Source organism: Ornithinicoccus sp. (assembly GCF_057176825.1).
Genome location: NZ_CM169976.1, coordinates 1186718 through 1203606, shown reverse-complemented (window position 1 = coordinate 1203606; position 16889 = coordinate 1186718). Strand labels below are relative to the sequence as shown.

General features: G+C 71.7%; 14 protein-coding genes, 1 tRNA gene and 2 pseudogenes. 7 read left to right on the top strand and 10 right to left on the bottom strand.

From position 1 onward, the window contains the following. Nucleotides 1-22: 22 nt before the first annotated feature. The 6 genes from betT to AC1QRC_RS06170 form a co-directional block, all read right to left on the bottom strand. Nucleotides 23-2077, bottom strand: a complete 2055-nt coding sequence (gene betT, locus AC1QRC_RS06195; RefSeq protein WP_484205917.1) for a choline BCCT transporter BetT — start codon at nucleotides 2075-2077, stop codon at nucleotides 23-25. Next, nucleotides 2074-3804, bottom strand: a complete 1731-nt coding sequence (betA, locus tag AC1QRC_RS06190; RefSeq protein ID WP_484205916.1) for a choline dehydrogenase — start codon at nucleotides 3802-3804, stop codon at nucleotides 2074-2076. The genes betT and betA overlap by 4 nt, the downstream gene beginning before the upstream one ends. Beyond that, complete coding sequence (locus AC1QRC_RS06185) at nucleotides 3801-5306, bottom strand: aldehyde dehydrogenase family protein (protein WP_484205915.1); 1506 nt, start codon at nucleotides 5304-5306, stop codon at nucleotides 3801-3803. Before AC1QRC_RS06185 ends, betA begins: the two co-directional genes overlap by 4 nt. Nucleotides 5307-5404: 98 nt before the next feature. Next, nucleotides 5405-6361, bottom strand: a complete 957-nt coding sequence (locus AC1QRC_RS06180; protein ID WP_484205914.1) for a MaoC/PaaZ C-terminal domain-containing protein — start codon at nucleotides 6359-6361, stop codon at nucleotides 5405-5407. Nucleotide 6362: 1 nt separating this feature from the next. Further along, on the bottom strand, nucleotides 6363-7742 hold the full coding sequence (locus tag AC1QRC_RS06175; RefSeq protein ID WP_484205913.1) for a 3-oxoacyl-ACP reductase: 1380 nt from the start codon (nucleotides 7740-7742) through the stop codon (nucleotides 6363-6365). Between the two features lie 20 nt (nucleotides 7743-7762). After that, complete coding sequence (locus AC1QRC_RS06170) at nucleotides 7763-9052, bottom strand: acetyl-CoA C-acetyltransferase (RefSeq protein WP_484205912.1); 1290 nt, start codon at nucleotides 9050-9052, stop codon at nucleotides 7763-7765. 97 nt (nucleotides 9053-9149) lie between these two features. Between AC1QRC_RS06170 and AC1QRC_RS06165 the strand changes: the two genes are divergently transcribed. From AC1QRC_RS06165 to AC1QRC_RS06140, 6 genes and pseudogenes are all read left to right on the top strand, one after another. Then, a complete protein-coding gene (locus AC1QRC_RS06165) occupies nucleotides 9150-9830 on the top strand; it encodes a TetR/AcrR family transcriptional regulator (RefSeq protein WP_484205911.1) in 681 nt (226 codons plus the stop codon). Next, a complete protein-coding gene (locus tag AC1QRC_RS06160; RefSeq protein WP_484205910.1) occupies nucleotides 9827-11293 on the top strand; it encodes an acyl-CoA dehydrogenase family protein in 1467 nt (488 codons plus the stop codon). Before AC1QRC_RS06165 ends, AC1QRC_RS06160 begins: the two co-directional genes overlap by 4 nt. Before the next feature lie 27 nt (nucleotides 11294-11320). After that, on the top strand, nucleotides 11321-12127 hold the full coding sequence (locus AC1QRC_RS06155; protein WP_484205909.1) for an acyl-CoA dehydrogenase: 807 nt from the start codon (nucleotides 11321-11323) through the stop codon (nucleotides 12125-12127). Nucleotides 12128-12182: 55 nt separating this feature from the next. Next, a pseudogene (locus AC1QRC_RS06150) lies at nucleotides 12183-12743 on the top strand (hypothetical protein); the annotation flags it as partial. Then, nucleotides 12721-13143: pseudogene (locus AC1QRC_RS06145) on the top strand (hypothetical protein); the annotation flags it as partial. The pseudogenes AC1QRC_RS06150 and AC1QRC_RS06145, both read left to right, overlap by 23 nt. A gap of 189 nt (nucleotides 13144-13332) precedes the next feature. Next, nucleotides 13333-13599, top strand: coding sequence for a hypothetical protein (locus AC1QRC_RS06140; protein ID WP_484206734.1), 267 nt, complete (start codon nucleotides 13333-13335; stop codon nucleotides 13597-13599). On the opposite strand, the gene AC1QRC_RS06135 is transcribed toward AC1QRC_RS06140, so the two are convergent. Further along, nucleotides 13576-14103 carry an aminotransferase class III-fold pyridoxal phosphate-dependent enzyme gene (locus AC1QRC_RS06135; protein WP_484205908.1) on the bottom strand — a complete coding sequence of 176 codons (528 nt, stop codon included), beginning with the start codon at nucleotides 14101-14103 and terminating at the stop codon, nucleotides 13576-13578. The two genes, AC1QRC_RS06140 and AC1QRC_RS06135, sit on opposite strands and share 24 nt — an antisense overlap. After that, nucleotides 14103-14792, bottom strand: a complete 690-nt coding sequence (locus AC1QRC_RS06130) for an aminotransferase class III-fold pyridoxal phosphate-dependent enzyme (protein WP_484205907.1) — start codon at nucleotides 14790-14792, stop codon at nucleotides 14103-14105. The genes AC1QRC_RS06135 and AC1QRC_RS06130 overlap by 1 nt, the downstream gene beginning before the upstream one ends. Before the next feature lie 126 nt (nucleotides 14793-14918). On the opposite strand from AC1QRC_RS06130, the gene AC1QRC_RS06125 reads away from it, so the two are divergent. Then, nucleotides 14919-16046 (top strand): class I SAM-dependent methyltransferase, encoded by a 1128-nt coding sequence (locus AC1QRC_RS06125; protein WP_484205906.1) that lies wholly within the window; start codon nucleotides 14919-14921, stop codon nucleotides 16044-16046. Nucleotides 16047-16059: 13 nt separating this feature from the next. Here the strand turns inward: AC1QRC_RS06125 and AC1QRC_RS06120 are convergent, their stop codons facing one another. Beyond that, on the bottom strand, nucleotides 16060-16506 hold the full coding sequence (locus AC1QRC_RS06120; RefSeq protein ID WP_484205905.1) for a hypothetical protein: 447 nt from the start codon (nucleotides 16504-16506) through the stop codon (nucleotides 16060-16062). A gap of 149 nt (nucleotides 16507-16655) precedes the next feature. After that, nucleotides 16656-16741 (bottom strand) — tRNA-Tyr (locus tag AC1QRC_RS06115). Between the last annotated feature and the right edge of the window lie 148 nt (nucleotides 16742-16889).

Genomic DNA, 16889 nt, shown 5'->3' with positions numbered 1-16889 from the left:
CACGAAATCGACCTCTCGCGCGCTAGTTGCCCTCACCGTCCTGCAGCAGGTGCAGGAACTCCAGGTGGCTCTCGTACTGGTCCAGGACGTCGTCGACCAGTTGGGCGTGGCTGTAGCCCATGACGTCATAGCCCTGGCCACCGAGCCGCAGGTGCACCTCCAGGCGGTAGTAGTAGTCGGTGCCCTCCGGCGCCCACCCGAACGCCGGAATCGGTCTCTCCCGCTGGGTGATCCGGTAGCAGAACGGCTGCTCGGGATGATCCTCGGCGACCAGCTCCACCCCGGCCTTGCCGTCCTCGTCACGGATCGACTCCGCCCGGCTGGGCACGCCCTTGCCCTGGAGCTCGGCCGCCACTTCCTGCAGCACCGGCAGGGCCGTGTTGCGCAGGTAGTCTTCGGCTGCGGCCACCGTCGGGAAGGTCGTCATCCGGTGCACCCTGGCCTGCCACGGGGTGGGGCGGCGCGGCTCGACGTTGCTCCGCCCGGAGAGGGAGCCGCGCATGGTCCCGGCACGGGAGTCCTCGAGGTATCGCTCCACGCGCAGCGCCCGGTAGAGCCCGATCATCACCAGGATCATCACGAATGCGAACGGCAGTCCCATGATCACCGTGGCGGCCTGCAGCGTCGGGATCCCATCCATGGCCAGCAGCGCGATGGTCAGCGCCCCGGTGACGGTGGCCCAGAAGATCCGCAGCGGCGGGCTTCCATCGGCCCGGACGTCGGAGAGCCGGGAGGACAGGTTCGCCATCACCAGGGCGCCGGAGTCGGCCGAGGTGACGTAGAACAGCAGCGCGGTGAAGGTCGCCAGGGACGCCACGAACGGGAACCAGGGGTACTCCGCCAGGAGGGTGTAGAAGCCCTGCTCGGGGGTGTTCAGCGCCAGCTCGCCGAACGCCTGGTTGCCCTGCCGGATGAGGTCGATCGAGGCGTTGCCGAAGATGGAGACCCACATCAGGATGTAGAGGAACGGGATTATCAGCGTGCCGGCCACGAACTGCCGGATCGTGCGCCCGCGGGAGATCCTGGCGAGGAACAGCCCGACGAAGGAGGCCCATGCGATCCACCAGGCCCAGAAGAACAGGGTCCAGGCGGACATCCACTCGGCGTTGTCCTCGAAGGCGAACGTCTGCAGCATCATGCCGGGGAACTTGTTGACGAAGTCCCCGATGTTCAGGACCAGGCCGTTGAGCAGGAACGAGGTCCGCCCGGTGACCAGGATCCACAGGGCCAGCCCGATTGCCAGGATCACGTTGGCCTGGGACAACCACTTGATGCCGCGGTCGACACCGCTGACCGCCGAGGCGGTCGCCATGGCCACGCCGAGCGCGATGAGGGCGACCTGCCAGCCGATGGACATCGGCAGGCCGACCAGTTGGTTGAGCCCGAAGTTCAGCTGCACCACTGCGATCCCCAGGGTGGTCGCGACGCCGAAGATGGTGCCGACGATCGCCGCCATGTCGACGCCGTGGCCGAGCGCACCCTCGACCCGTCGCCCGAACAGGGGGTACAACGCCGAACGCACCGCGAGCGGCAGGTTCAGCCGGTAGGCGAAGTAGCCCAGGGCCATGCCCATCAGGGCATACATGCCCCACCCGCTGATGCCGTAGTGGAACAGCGTCCACACGTTGGCCTCGCGCGCGGCCTCGACCGACTCGGGCGTGACCGACGGCGGCGCGAGGTACTGGGTGACCGGCTCGGCCACCGCGAAGAACATCAGGTCGGTGCCGATCCCGGCGGCGAACAGCATGGCCACCCAGGAGAAGGTGCCGAACTCGGGTTTGGAGTGCTCGGGCCCCAGCTTGGTCCGGCCGTACCGGGACAACGCGATGAACAGCACGAAGACGAGCACCGACGTGGCCAACAACACGTAGAACCAGCCGAACCACTCGCTCACCCACACCACAACCTCACCGAGCACCTCGGTGGCCTGCTCCCGGGCGAGCATCGCCCAGACCGCGATCGCCACGATCGCCACGCCCGAGCCGATGAACACCGGCCGGTTCACCGACGAGGTCGCCGGGGATCGGCTCTCGGGCGGGTCGGTGGCCTCGGTCCGCGACCGGGTGTCCTCGCTCATGACCGCACCTCCGCGCGTGCGACGGTCCCAGGGGCGGCGTCGTTGCGGGGGTCACCGGGCGGCCACAGGGGGGTGTCCGTCCCGTGCCGGTAGTAGGGCACCGACACCGGCTCCAGGGGGGTGGCGCCGGTGATCAGGTCGGCCGCCTTCTCCGCGACCATCATGACCGGGGCGTAGATGTTGCCGTTGGTGACGAACGGGAAGACGGAGGCGTCGACCACCCGCAGCCCGTCGACCCCGTGTACCCGCAGGGACCCGGGGTCGACCACGGCCATGTCGTCGGTGCCCATCTTGGCGGTGCAGGACGGGTGCAGCGCGGTCTCGGCGTCCTGGGCGACCCAGTCCAGGATCTCCTGGTCGGTCTCCACCGAGGGCCCGGGCGAGATCTCACCGGCGCTGAACGGGGCGAACGCCGGCTGGCTCAGGATGTGGCGGGCGGCACGCACCATCTCGATCCACTCCCGGCGGTCATCGGGGGTGGAGAGGTAGTTGAACCGCAGCGCCGGGTGCTCCCGCGGGTCGGTGCTCCGGATCCGCAGCGTCCCGCGCACGTCGGAGTACATCGGCCCGATGTGCACCTGGTAGCCGTGCTCGGAGGCGGGTTGGGAACCGTCGTAGCGGATCGCGATGGGCAGGAAGTGGAACATCAGGTTCGGGTAGGCGACCTGGTCGTTGCTGCGGATGAACCCGCCGGCCTCGAAGTGGTTGGAGGAGCCGACGCCGCGGCGCAGGAAGAGCCACTCCGCCCCGATCCGCGGCTTGTGCCGGTGCTTGAGCCACGGGGCGATCGACACCGGCTGCTTGGCCGCGTGCTGGATGTAGACCTCGAGGTGGTCCTGCATGTTCTCGCCCACCCCGGGCAGGTCGGCGACGGGGGTGATGCCAAGACCGGTGAGGTGGTCGGGGGCGCCGATGCCGGACAGCTGGAGCAGTTGCGGGGAGTTGATCGCCCCACCGCACAGCACGACCTCGCCGGCCTCCACGCTGCGCTGGATCCGCCCCGCCCGGAGGTAGTCGACCCCGACGACGCGGCTGCCCTGCAGGCGCAGGCCCGTCACGTGCGCCAGGGTGTGCACCGTCAGGTTCTTGCGGCCCATCACCGGGTGCAGGTAGGCGCGGGAGGCCGACAGCCGACGCCCCCGGTGCACGTTGCGGTCGAACTTGGCGAAGCCCTCCTGACGGTAGCCGTTCACGTCGTCGGTGAGCGGGTGCCCGGCCTGCTGCACGGCCTCGAAGAACGCCCCGAACAGGGGGCTGGAGGCCGGTCCGCGTTCCAGGACGAGCGGGCCGGACCCGCCGCGCCAGGCGTCGGCCCCGGCGAGGCAGGTCTCCATCCGCTTGAAGTAGGGCAGGCAGTGGGCGTAGCCCCACTGCTCCATGCCGGGCTCGCCGGCCCACCGCTCGTAGTCCAACGGGTTGCCCCGCTGGAAGATCATGCCGTTGATGGAGGAAGAGCCGCCGAGCACCTTGCCCCGGGCGTGATAGACCTTGCGGCCGTTCATGTGCGGCTCCGGCTCGGACTCGTAGCGCCAGTCGTAGAGCGGGTTGCCGATCGGGTACGGCAGCGCCGCGGGCATGTGGATGAACGGGTCGATCCGGACGTCGGAGCGCCCGGCCTCCAGCACCAGCACGCTGGTGCCCGGGTCGGCGCTGAGCCGGTTGGCCAGCACCGAGCCCGCCGACCCTCCGCCGACGATCACGACGTCGTACCGATGGTTGCTACTCATGACTCCTCCGGACGGGTCGAGCCGAACCAGTACTGGGCGGCGGGACGGGTGTTGTGCCAGATGTGCTTGGCCTCGCGGTACTCCTCCAGCCCGGCCTGGCCCAGCTCGCGGCCGATGCCGCTCTGCTTGAACCCGCCCCACTCGGCCTGCGGGACGTACGGGTGGTAGTCGTTGATCCACACCGTGCCGTGCCGCAGCCGGGCGGCCACCCGCTCTGCGCGCCCGGCGTCGGTGGTCCACACCGCCCCCGCCAGGCCGAAGATGGTGTCGTTCGCCAGGGCTACGGCGGCGTCCTCGGCCTCCTCCCGGGTGCCGCCCGCGAAGGTCTCCACGGTCAGGACCGGGCCGAAGGACTCGTCCTGGACACACCGCATACCCGTCGTGCAGCCGTCCAGCAGCGTGGGCAGGTAGTAGAACCCGTCCGCGAGCCCGGGGTCATCCGGCCTGGCCCCACCGACCCGCAGGACCGCACCCTCGGCCACCGCGTCTGCGACGTAGGCCTCGACCTTCTCCCGGTGGGCGGCGCTGATCAGCGGCCCCGCCTCGGCGTCCGGGTCCTCCGGCCCGCCCAGCCGGATCAGGGCCGCGCGGCGCACCAGCTCGGCGACGAAACGCTCGTGGATCGACTCCTCGACAAGGAGCCGGGCCCCGGCCGAGCAGACCTGCCCGGAGTCCAGGAACACCGCGGTGAGCGCGAAGTCCAGCGCCGCCTCCTGGTCGGCGTCGGCGAAGACCACGTTGGGGTTCTTGCCACCGAGCTCGAGCGCCAGCTTCTTGACCGTGGGGGCGGCGGAAGCCATGATCCTGCGCCCGGTCTGCAACCCCCCGGTGAACGAGACCAGGTCGACCTCCGGAGCCTCGGTGAGCGCCGCGCCCACGCGGTCGCCCGCCCCCAGCACCAGGTTCAGCACGCCGTCCGGCAGCCCCAGATCCTGCAGGGTCCGGGCCAGCCAGATCGCGGTCTGCGGGGTCAGCTCGCTCGGCTTGAGCACCATCGTGTTGCCGGCGGCCAGGGCGGGCGCGACCTTCCAGGAGGTCTGGAGCAGGGGGAAGTTCCAGGGCGTGATGAGGCTGCACACGCCGACCGGTTCGTAGACCACCCGGCTGGACACGTCGGGCATCCCCGGCTCGATGACCCGTCCTCGCTCGGCGGTGGCCAGGCCCGCGAAGTGGCGGAACACCGCGATGATGTCGTCCATGTCGATCCGGGCCTCGACCAGGCGCTTGCCCGTGTCGGCGGACTCGAGGCGGGCGACCTGCTCCTTCTCGGCCTCCAGCCGGTCGGCGAGCCGGTGCAGCAACGCGGCCCGCTCGGGAGCCGGCGTGTGGGGCCACGGGCCGTGGTCGAAGGCCTCCCTGGCGGCGGCGACGGCCGCCGCCGCGTCGGCGGCGGTGGCCTCGGGGACCGTCGCGACGAGCGACCCGTCGGCCGGGGACCGGATCTCCCGGGTGGCGCCGTCGGACGCCCCGCGCCACGCCCCCCTGATCAGCAGTCCGGACATGGGGCACCTCCGCCGTCGGCATCCATCCTGGGCTTACCTCAGTGCATGCAGGGGGTCGCCGTCAACGGTCCCGGTCAGTTCGGCTGCACGACAGCCCCTCAGCTGATGGTGCCGAGCAGGTGGTCCTTGGACCCTTCCCGGGAGGTCACCGCGAAGGCCCAGCCGTCGTCGTCCGCACGCGCCGCAAACCCCACGGTCGAGGGCAGCAGCACCGGCTTGCGGAACTGCACCGTGGCCGTGTAGCGCTCCGGGAGCCGCGCCTCCAGGGCCGCCAGGGCACGGGCGTGGACCCACATCCCGTGGGCGATCGCCCGCGGGAACCCGAACGCCTTAGCCGTCAACGGGTGCAGGTGGATGGGGTTGTGATCACCCGACACGGTGGCGTAGTGACGGCCCAGGTCGCCCGGCAGCCTCCAGATCGCGGTCGGTGTGGCGGGCTCGGTCGGTGTGGCGGGCTCGGTCGGTGCCGCATGCTCGGTCGGCCGCGCGGCCGGTGCCTCCTGCTGCTCGCGGCCCGGCTCGTCGATATCCCCGAGCTTCGCCCCGCGCGCGAGGTACTCGCTGCGCCCCTCCCAGACCGTCTCGGCGCCCACCCGGACCTCCTCGACCAGGTCGAAGCTGGCACCGGCCCGGTGCGGTCGCAGGTCCGCGGCGTGCACCGCCAGGGTCACCTGCTCCTCGGCAGACACGGGACGGTGCAGCGTCATCGTGTTGCTGACATGCACCAACCCCAGCGCCGGGAACGGGAAGTCCCGGCCGGTGAGCAGGTCCATCTGGAGCCCGAAGGTCAGCACGTGCAGCCAGGTGGGCGGGACGGTATCGCGCAGGGGGAAGCCGCAGGTCCGCAGGTAGGCGGCCAGCTTTTGGGGGTCCTGGTCGACGTCCCGGACCAGCAGCCGGCGTGCCGGCAGCCTGGGGCTGGACCCTGGGCGCTTGGCCGCGCTGAGGGCGCCCCGGGCCAGCAGGCCGGGACCGCCCGGCACGGCCTCCAGCAACTGGACGTCCGGGTCCGCTGTCGTGCCCGGTGCGCCGCCGGCAGGGTCGGAGGGGGTCACCTCAGGCGCCGATCTGGGCCTGGCCGCAGACCCGGATGACCTGGCCGGTGACGGCCCCGCTGGCCGGTGACGCGAGGTAGGCGATCGTCTCGGCGACGTCGACCGGCTTGCCACCCTGCTGCAGGCTGTTGAAGCGCCGGGCGAACTCGCGGGTCGCGAAGGGGATCTTGCCGGTCATCTCGGTCTCGATGAATCCCGGGGCGACGGCGTTCACCGTGATGCCGCGGCCCGCGACCTCCGGCGCCAGGGACCGCACCATCCCGATCACCCCGGCCTTGGACGCGGCGTAGTTGGTCTGGCCCCGGTTGCCCGCGACGCCGCTGGTCGAGGACACCCCGACGATGCGACCGTCCTCGGCCAGACCCCCGGCGCGGCCCTTGTCCAGCAGCACCTCGTTCATCCGGAACTGGGAGGCGAGGTTGACGTCCAGCACGCTGCCCCAGCGGTCCTCGTCGGTGTTGACCAGGAGCTTGTCGCGGGTGATGCCGGCGTTGTGGACCACCGCGTGGATGCGAGCGTCGGCGCCGTAGCGGTGGACGACGTGGTCGGCGATCCGGTCGCCGGCACCGGTGGCGGTGATGTCGAGCTGAAGCGCGGTGCCGCCGATCTCGTTGGCCACCTTGCCGAGGGCCTCCCCGGCCGCCGGGATGTCCACCACCACGACCTTGGCGCCGTCCCGGGCGAAGACGCGGGCGATGTCGGCGCCGATGCCGCGGGCCGCGCCGGTCACCACCACGACCCTGTCCTCGAACGGTGCCGCGCTGTCTGCCGCAGCGTCGGCGGCGTGGCCGACGCGCCACGGCTGGCCGGAGACATAGGCGGAGCGGCCCTCCAGCAGGAAGGACAGGGTGGAGGCCAGGTCGGCGCCCGTGGTCTCCGGGGCGGTCCACACCAGGTTGGCGGTCGCACCGGCCCGCAGCTCCTTGCCGACGCTGCGCACGATGCCCTCCAGCGCCTGCTGCGTGGTCGCGGCCTCCGGGCTGTCGGTGCGCTCGGGTGCGGTGCCGACCAGCACCACCCGCCCGGATCCTCCCAGCCCCTTGAGTGCCGGGCGGAGCAGCGCGCGCACCGTCTCCAGGTCGGCGATGGAGGTGGCTGCCGAGGCGTCGACGAACAGGGCGCCGATCCGCTGCTCGTATGCCGGGGGCCGGGCCCGGCCCTCGTCATCGGTCGTGCGGGCCGCGGGGTCGTCGCGCAGGGCGGGCACTGTCGGGACGCTCAGGGCCGCCAGCGCATCGGCGACGACGGTGCCGGTGGCCGCCTCGGGAGCGGTGCCGAACGCGACGGCACCGGTGGGCAGGTCCCGCCCGCGGCGCAGCGTCGCCGGCTGCGGCAGCCCCAGCTGCTTGCCGACGGCCTTGGCCACCGGGGTGGACGTCACGGCTGAGATCAGGTTGGGCATCACACGGCCTCCAGGATTGCGACGACGCCCTGACCACCGGCGGCACAGATCGAGATCAGGCCGCGGGCGCCGGGGCCCTTCTCGGACAACATCTTGCTCAGCGAGGCGACGATCCGGCCACCGGTGGCGGCGAACGGGTGCCCCGCTGCCAGGGACGACCCGTGCACGTTGAGCTTGCTGCGGTCGACGGTGCCGAGCGGCCCGTCCAGCCCCAGCTTCTCGGTGCAGAACGTCTCGTCCTCCCAGGCGGCCAGCGTGGCCAGCACGGTCGAGGCGAACGCCTCGTGGATCTCGAAGAAGTCGAAGTCCTCCAGGGTCAGCCCCTGCCGGGCGAGCAGCCGCGGCACGGCATACGCCGGCGCCATGAGCAATCCCTCATCACCGTTCACGTAGTCCACGGCCGCGACCTCGGCGTCCACGAACCGGGCCAGCACCGGCAGGTGGTGCTCCCTGGCCCACTCCTGCTCGGCGAGCAGCACCAGGGCGGCGCCGTCCGACAGGGGGGTCGAGTTGCCGGCGGTCATCGTGGCGCCCTCGCCCTTGCCGAACACCGGGGACAGCTTGGCCAGCTTCTCCACCGAGGTGTCGGGTCGCAGCCCCTGGTCGCGGGTCAGCCGCTGGAAGGGGGTGACCAGGTCGTCGAAGAACCCGGCGTCCCACGCAGCCGCCAGCTTGTGGTGGCTCGCGGCCGCCAGCTCGTCCTGGGCCTCCCGGGTGATCCCCCACTCCTTGGCGGTGCGGGCCTGGTGCTCCCCCATCGACAGGCCGGTGCGGGGCTCGGAGTTGCGCGGGGCCTCCGGGGCCAGGTCGCCGGGCCGGATCGAGGCGAATGCCTTGAGGCGGTCGACCGGGCTCTTGGCGGCGTTGGCGGCGATCAGCGCCCGGCGCAGTCCCTCACCGACGGCGATCGGAGCGTCGCTGGCACTGTCGACGCCACCGGCGATGCCGGAGTCGATCTGGCCCACGGCGATCTTGTTCGCCACCTGGATCACGGTCTCCAGCCCGGTCCCGCAGGCCTGCTGCAGGTCGTAGGCGGGCGTGGCCGGGTCCAGCGCCGACCCCAGGACGGTCTCCCGGGTGAGGTTGAAGTCCCGGCTGTGCTTGAGGACCGCGCCCGCGGCCACCTCGCCGACCCGCTGGCCGGCCAGGCCGAACCGGGCGACCAGCCCGTCCAGCGCTGCGGTGAGCATGTCCTGGTTGGAGGCTGCGGCATACGCGCCCCCGGACTTGCCGAACGGGATGCGGTTGCCGCCCACGACGACGGCGGTACGGACACTGTGCTGGGGCATGGAACGCGGCTCCTGGTGGTGGGCGGTCGGGCGACCGTTCCGGTGATATCCGGTACCGACCGTAGCAGGTACAGCCGGTACTGGGTACTGTAGGCCCATGTCCTCTCGACCCCAACCCGCGGGAGCCGCCCTCGATGGCCGCGACGCACGCTGGGCCGAGCACCGGCTGCAGCGGCGTCGGCAGCTCGTCGACGCCGCGCTCCGGGCGATCCGTCGGCACGGACCCGGCGTCGGGATGGACGACATCGCCGCCGAGGGTGCCACCAGCAAGACCGTGCTCTACCGCCACCTGGGGGATCGCAACGGGGTCTACTTCGCCGTCGTCGAGGCGGTCGACGCCCTGATCCTGGCCGACCTGACCCGGGCGATGGACGAGACGGGCCGCGGGCCCGACGGCACCCCGACGGACGTCGTCGCCCTGGTCGCCGCGATGACCGACGGCTACCTGCAGCTGGTGGAGCGCGACCCGGACATCTACCGGTTCGTGCTCACCCGCCCGCTGGTGGACCCCGAAACCGACCCGGTGCGCACCATCTCCGGGCGGATCGGGCAGCAGCTGGCCGAGGTGCTGGCCGCACACCTGCGGCGCCAGGACCGCGACCCCGCCCCCGCCACGGTGTGGGCGCTGGCGGTGGTGGCCTCGGTGAGCACCGCCGCCGACCACTGGCTCACCGACCCCGACCCCCCGCCGCGCGCCGACGTCGTCGCGGCGGTGACCGACCTGTTCCGACCGGCCCTGACCGGCCAGACCATCCCCTCGACCCGGGAGACCCCATGAGCGCCACGACCACCGACCACGCCACCGAGGCGGCTGCCCCCGTGGACCAGAGCACGGGCACCGGGCCGGCACCGGAGCAGCTCACCGACCTCGGTGCCGCGCTGCGCCGCACCCTGGACGGCGCTTTCCGGCCGCACCGGGAGACCGCACGCCGGGAGCTGGACCCCACCGAACTGCTGCGGGACCCCGGCCTGACCATCCCGGAGGCGCGCCAGTGGACCCGGGACCGGCTGCAATATCTGGCCGACCGGGGGCACGGTGTCACCGGGTTCCCGGCGTCGGTCGGCGGGGACGAGGACCTGGGCGGCTCCGTGATCAACTTTGAGACCCTCGCCCACTTCGACCTGTCGCTCGTCGTCAAGTCGGGCGTGCACTTCGGCCTCTTCGGCGGGGCCGTCTCCTCCCTCGGCAGTGACCGGCACCACCAGGAGTTCCTGCCCGGGGTGATCGACCTGAGCACCCCCGGTTGCTTCGCCATGACCGAGATCGGGCACGGCAGCGACGTCGCCTCCCTCGAGACCACCCTCACCTACGACCCCGACACCGACGAGATCGTGGTGCACTCCCCCACCTCGAGCTCGACGAAGACCTACATCGGCAACGCTGCGGAGGACGCCGTGCTCGCCGTGGTCTTCGGCCAGTTGGTCGTCGACGGCGAGGTGCACGGCGTGCACGCCGCCGTCGTCCCGGTCCGGCGAGATGGCGCGACGCTGCCGGGGATCACCGCCGGGGACAACGGGCCCAAGGGCGGGCTGGCAGGAGTCGACAACGGCACGTTGCACTTCGACCAGGTGCGGGTGCCCCGCTCGATGCTGCTGGACAGGTACGGCGGCGTGTCGGACGAGGGCACCTACGTCTCCAGCATCGACAGCCCGAACCGGCGCTTCTTCACCATGCTCGGGGCCCTCGTGCGGGGCCGCATCTGCGTGGGCGGTGGTGCCAGCGTCGCCACCCGCAAGGCGCTCTCGATCGCCACCCGGTATGCCGTGCAGCGGCGCCAGTTCGACGCGCCGGGACGCGACGGGGAGATCCTGCTGATGGACTACCTGGCCCACCAGCGCAAGCTGCTGCCGGCCATCGCCACGGCGTATGCGTACGGGTTCGCACAGAACACGTTGACCGAACGCCTGGTGGAGGTCCAGCAGCCGGCGGAGCACGACCTGGCGGACCAGCGGGAGCTGGAGACGCGGGCCGCCGGTCTGAAGGCCGTGCAGACGCGCTTCGCCAACGACACCATCCAGATGTGCCGGGAGGCGTGCGGCGGTGCCGGCTACATGGCGGAGAACGGGCTGACCGTGCTGCGTCAGGACGCCGACGTCTTCGCCACCTTCGAGGGCGACAACACGGTCCTGTTGCAGTTGCTTGTCCAAGGGGCTGCTGACCAACTACAAGGAGTTGGTCGGCGATCTCGACATGATCGGGCATGGTGCAGTTCGCGGTGCGCTCCTTCGGCGGCTCGGTGATCGCCCGGACGGTGGCCAACCCGCTGATTGAGCGACTCATCCAGGCGGCGAGCCGGCCGCAGCGAGGACGAGACGCTGCTGGACCGCGGCTGGCACCTGACGATGTTCGAGTCGCGGGAGAGCCACGTGCTGGAGTCGCTGGCGTTGCGCATCCAGGCGCTGGCCAAGGAGAGCGACGACCCGTTCGTCGCCTTCAACACCACCCAGGACCACGTCCTGCTCGCCGCCCGGACCCACATGGACCGGGTCGTCCTGGAGGCCTTTGTCGCCGCGATCGACGCGTGCGAGGACGAGGCGACCAGGGCCACCCTGGACCGACTGTGTGATCTCTACGTGCTGAGCCAACCTGGAGGCCGACAGCCGGGTGGTTCTTACGCCACCAGCGGATGTCCGCCGGACGCGTGCCAAGGCGATCACCCGGCAGATCAACGAGTTGTGCGGCCAGCTGCGCCCGGACATCATCCCGATCGTCGAGGGCATGGGCGTCCCCGAGTCCTGGCTCGGCTCGGCGATGCTGCGCTGACCTCCCCGCCGGACCGGACGGTGCTGCAGCCGGGTGCCGGACGCGGGCCGGCGAGGGCCGGTCAGGAGCGGTGCGCCCAGAGGTCACGCAGCAGGGCGATCTCGGACGCCGTGGTGGATCGCCTCTCGGTGGATGTGCACGACGAGGGCCGCCATCGGGTGCTCGGCGAACGGGCCCTCGGCGGCACCGACCGGTCGCCACCACGCGTCCTCGTCGAGCGCGCGAACCCCCGCCACCCAGTCCTGCGTAGACCCGCGTCCAGCTGGGCCAGGGCCTCCTCGGCGGTCGCCGCGTACTCCCAGGTGAAGTAGTCCATCGGGGGGCCGCCGAAGTGCGCAGGCGTTGCGGGCTCCGAAGACGCCCACGATGACGTGCGCCGAGGCGCCAGGCGATCGTGGTGACGGGAGCGGGGTCCGACTCGGGGAAGGCGAAGTCCAGGCCACGAGGTCACCGCCGCCCCGCGGCGTGCGAAGTCGTGGCGCTCGCCCGAGCACGCAGGCTCCACGCTCCGGGCAGCCGGCTCCCACAGGTACTCCTCGTCGGTCAGTCCATCGAGTCGGGGGCGCAACTGTGCACTCCCAGTGCCAGGTGAGTTGCTCCAGCGCTACCTCGGGCCAAGCTGTGGGCGGTCATCGGGGAACGCTCTCGGGGGTCGTGCTCATCGGTGGCTCCTCCGGTCGGTGGTTACCGGCGCATGCCGCGTGCCGTGTGGGCCTTCCGTCGAGATCCACCGTAGGGCCCCAACCGGACAGGATCTGTCCGCTGTCTGTGGGACGATCGGTCCGTGTCCGACACCACCGTCCCGGGTGCTGCAGCTCCTCGGGCTGCTGCAGTCCCGCACCCTCTGGACCGCCGAGGAGCTCGACCGAGCGGCTCGACGTGACCACCCGCACCGTGCGCCGCGATGTGGAGCGGCTGCGCGATCTCGGCTACCCGGTCAGGGCCAGCCGCGGCGCCGGGGGCGGCTACCAGCTGGGGCCGGGGCAAGGGCACTGCCCCCGCTGCTGCTGGACCCGGAGGAGGCGGTCGCCGTCGCGGTCTGCCTGCGTCTCGCCGCAGGGGGCACGGTCGCCGGGCGCCGACGAGGCCGCGGTCCGTGCCCTGGCCAAGCTGGATCAGGTGCTGCCACCGACGCTGCGGGCGCACGTCACCGCGGTGCAGGAGTCCACGGTCGCGATCGAGGGCTACTCGCGGTCGGGGTCGACCCGGAGACCCTGCTCACCCTGGCCCGGGCCTGCCGGGACCTGCGAGCATGGTGCGCGTTCGGGTACACCGACGGCGCAGGGCCGGGACGAGCGAGCGCCGGGCAGAGCCCTATCGGCTGGTGGCCCTCGGGCGGCGCTGGTACCTCCTGGCCTTCGACACCGACCGCGGACGACTGGCGTTCCTTCCGCCTGGACCGGATGGACGCGGGCACGGGGCCGTGGCTGGAGGTTCACCCGCCGGGAGGCCCCGGACGCCGCGGACTACGTGCAGCAGTCGGTGCAGCCGCGCCCCCTACCGGGAAGTGGCGACGGTGCTCGTGGTCGGCATGCCGGCCGCCGAACTGGCCGAGCGCGATGCCCGCCGACCGCGGGTCGGGTGCGCGCGGTCGACGATCGAGACCAGTGAGCTGGTGACCGGGGCGATGGACCTGCGGTGGATCGGCGGCTCCACCTGGCGCATGCTCGACGCCCCGGTCACCGTGCTCGACCCGCCCGAGCTGCGGCAGGTGATGCAGGAAATGGGTCAGGCGTTGCTGCGGGCCTCGGCAAGCACCTCACCGAGCGCGTCGACCACCTGAAGTGAGCTCCTCGCGGGTGATCACCAGCGGCGGGGCCAACCGGATGGTGGACCCGTGGGTGTCCTTGGCGAGGATCGCCGCGCTTGGCCGAGGCCCTTGCACGCGTCCTTGCCGGTCATCAGCTCGGGGTCGATGTCGATGCCGGCCCACAGCCCGCGGACGCGGACGGCCACGGCGCCCTGGCCCACGAGCGCCTCCAGGCCCGTCGCGGAAGACGCGTCTCCAGCTCGGCGGCGTGCGCCTGGTGCTCCCCGGTCGCGAGCAGATTGCACCACGGCGAGGCCGACGGCGCGCGGCGAGCGGGTTGCCCCCGAAGGTGGAACCGTGGGTGCCGGGCGTGATGACGTCCATCACCTCGGCGTCGGCGGCGACCGCGGAGACCGGCACGATGCCGCCACCCAGGGCCTTGCCCAGCGTGTAGATGTCGGCCTCGACGCCCTCGTACTCGCAGGCCAGCGTGGTGCCGGTGCGGCCCAGGCCGGACTGGATCTCGTCGGCGATCATCAGCACGTTCTTCTCGGTGCACAGGCTCCGCGCAGGCCCGGCAGGAACCCCTCCTTGGGGATCTGCACACCCTGCTCGCCCTGGATCGGCTCGACCAGGACGGCGACGGTCTCGTCGGTGATCGCGCCCTCGATCGCGGCCAGGTCACCGTAAGGCACCGACTCGAAGCCCGGCGTGTAGGGGCCGTACTCGTCCCGTGCTTCCGGGTCGTCGGAGAAGCTGATGATGGTGGTGGTCCGGCCGTGAAAGTTGCCGTCCATCACGATGATGTGGGCCCGGCCCTCGGGGACGCCCTTGACCCGGTACCCCCACTTGCGGGCCAGCTTGAGGGCGGTCTCCACGGCCTCGGCCCCGGTGTTCATCGGCAGGATCATGTCCTTGCCCACGAGCTCGGCCAGCGCCTGGCAGAAGGGGCCGAGCTGGTCGTTGTGGAACGCCCGGCTGGTCAGGGTGGAGCGGTCGAGCTGTGCCTTGGCCGCCTCGACCAGGCCGGGGTGGCGGTGGCCGAAGTTCAGGGCCGAGTAGCCGGCCAGCGCGTCCAGGTAGCGATTGCCCTCGACATCGGTGACCCAGACCCCCTCGGCCTGCGCCACGACGACGGGCAGCGGGGAGTAGTTGTGCGCCGCGACCTTGTCCTCCAGGTCGATGAAGGCGGCGTTGGTGCGGGGCAGCGCGTTCTCAGTCGTCATGCCCAAAGACTAGGGCAGGGCCCTGGCCGGGCCGAAGGCACCGGCGTACGCTCGGAAGGAGCCGCCGTGGACCCGACCCCACCACGAGGCCGCACGGCGCGCTCCCGTCCCCTGGGGAGCACGACCATGACACTCTCCGACGCACCGAACGCACCCACCGCCGCGCCGCCTACGCCCACCGACACGGCACCGCCGGCGCCCGCAGAGCTCCTGGCCGAGCGGCTGTTCACGGCCGCACTCGGCACCATGGATGTGGAGACGATCTACCTCGGGGACCGGCTCGGCTACTACCGCCTGCTGGCCGATCACGGTGCACTGACACCGGCCGAGCTGGCCGCCCGGGCGGGGACCGTCGAGCGCTACACCCGTGAGTGGCTCGAGCAGCAGGCCATCACCGGGTTGCTGACCACGACGCCGCCGGATGCGCCCGGCGGCGAACGCCGGTTCGCGCTGCCGGCCGAGCACCGCGGCGCGCTGACGAACCCGGACTCCCTGGACTTCTTCGTCCCCTTCGCCCGGATGCTGGTGGCCGCCGCCTTCCAGCTCCCGGGCGTCCTGGCGGCGCACCGGGCCGGTGGGGGTGTCGCGTGGGAACAGTTCGGGGACGAGATGCGGTGGGCGCAGGGCGACATGAATCGCCCGTTCTTCACCCAGTTGCTCGGGACCGAGTGGTTCCCCTCCGTTCCCGACGTGCACGACCGTCTGACCGCGGGCGGACGCGTCGCCGACGTGGGCTGCGGCCACGGATGGTCGGCCATCGGCCTGGCCCTGGCGTACCCGGACATCCGGGTCGACGGCTACGACATCGACGGCCCCTCGGTCGACACCGCGAACGGCCACGCGAGAGCCGCGGGGGTCTCGGTCCGGGTGAGCTTCGTCCGGTCCGACCTCACCCGGGTGCCGGACACGGCATACGACGTCGTGACGGCCTTCGAGTGTCTGCACGACATGCCGGACCCGGTCACGGTGCTGGGCTCGATGCGGGCGATGGCCGCGCCCCACGGCGTGGTCGTCGTGATGGACGAGAAGGTCGCCCCCGAGTTCGGCGCGATCGGCGACGAGGTGGAGCGGGTGATGTACGGGTTCTCCAACCTGGTCTGCCTGCCCGACTCGATGGCGCATCCGGGATCGGTCGCGACCGGCACGGTGATCCGCGAGGCGGTGCTGCGCGGGTACGCCGAGCGGGCCGGCTTCACCCGGGTGGAGGTGCTGCCCATCGAGGCCGACCTCTGGCGGTTCTACCGACTCAGGTGAGCGCCCCGGGACGCTACTGCGCGTGGATCACGGCGAGGATGCCGTGATCACCCTGGTCGGCGATCACGGTCGTGTCGACCCAGACCTGGAGCTCCCCGCCCTCCTCAAAGGGCACGGTCACAAGCGTCTCGGACGGATCCCCCTCCGTCGTCTCGGGAGCGCCCGCCGTGAGGTCGAACCAGTCGTCCCCGAGCGCGAAGCCGTCGGCGGGGCCGAGGCGGAGAGCAAGGTCCTCATCGCCCGAACGCATGGCATCCAGGAAGAGCTCCACGTATGCCGTGGGCTCACTGGGCAGGTCGGCTGCGTCCTCGCCTGACGGGGCCTCTGTGCTGGGCGGGGCCTCCGCGCTGGGCGTCTCCTGCGCCGGTGGCGTGGGCGATTCCGCGTCGCCCCCGCACGCCGCCAGGAGCACGACCAACATCGCGACACTGGTCGTCCGCGCCACCGATCGGGTTCTCATGCCATCCCCTCCTCGCTCAGTGTGGGCCGGCCGGCCCACACCGGGGAGACGCTCCGGGGCACCGGCTGCGTTGTGTGAGCACCCGGGAACGACGAAACGGCCGGACCCCACTGGTGGGTCCGGCCGTCCCGGATGTCGGGGACATCCCGTGGTGGCAGGTGCAGGATTCGAACCTGCGTAGGCATACGCCGACGGATTTACAGTCCGCTTCCATTGGCCGCTCGGACAACCTGCCGGAGGCAAAACGCGAGTGTCACCATAGCAAGGGAATTGGTCCCCGCCGAAAACGAGCCACGCTCGCCCGCGGCATCGGCGGGCGGCTCCGCGGAACCGCCCGCGGACGGTCGACTCCAGGGTGGGCACCACGGCATACGATCGGGTTC

Excerpts from the sequence above, each read along its gene's own strand:
- betT (WP_484205917.1), bottom strand. The coding sequence starts at position 2,077 with ATGAGCGAGGACACCCGGTCGCGGACCGAGGCCACCGACCCGCCCGAG.
- betA (WP_484205916.1), bottom strand. The coding sequence starts at position 3,804 with ATGAGTAGCAACCATCGGTACGACGTCGTGATCGTCGGCGGAGGGTCG.
- AC1QRC_RS06185 (WP_484205915.1), bottom strand. The coding sequence starts at position 5,306 with ATGTCCGGACTGCTGATCAGGGGGGCGTGGCGCGGGGCGTCCGACGGC.
- AC1QRC_RS06170 (WP_484205912.1), bottom strand. The coding sequence starts at position 9,052 with ATGCCCCAGCACAGTGTCCGTACCGCCGTCGTCGTGGGCGGCAACCGC.
- AC1QRC_RS06165 (WP_484205911.1), top strand. The coding sequence starts at position 9,150 with ATGTCCTCTCGACCCCAACCCGCGGGAGCCGCCCTCGATGGCCGCGAC.
- AC1QRC_RS06160 (WP_484205910.1), top strand. The coding sequence starts at position 9,827 with ATGAGCGCCACGACCACCGACCACGCCACCGAGGCGGCTGCCCCCGTG.
- AC1QRC_RS06135 (WP_484205908.1), bottom strand. The coding sequence starts at position 14,103 with ATGATCGCCGACGAGATCCAGTCCGGCCTGGGCCGCACCGGCACCACG.
- AC1QRC_RS06130 (WP_484205907.1), bottom strand. The coding sequence starts at position 14,792 with ATGACGACTGAGAACGCGCTGCCCCGCACCAACGCCGCCTTCATCGAC.
- AC1QRC_RS06125 (WP_484205906.1), top strand. The coding sequence starts at position 14,919 with ATGACACTCTCCGACGCACCGAACGCACCCACCGCCGCGCCGCCTACG.
- AC1QRC_RS06120 (WP_484205905.1), bottom strand. The coding sequence starts at position 16,506 with ATGAGAACCCGATCGGTGGCGCGGACGACCAGTGTCGCGATGTTGGTC.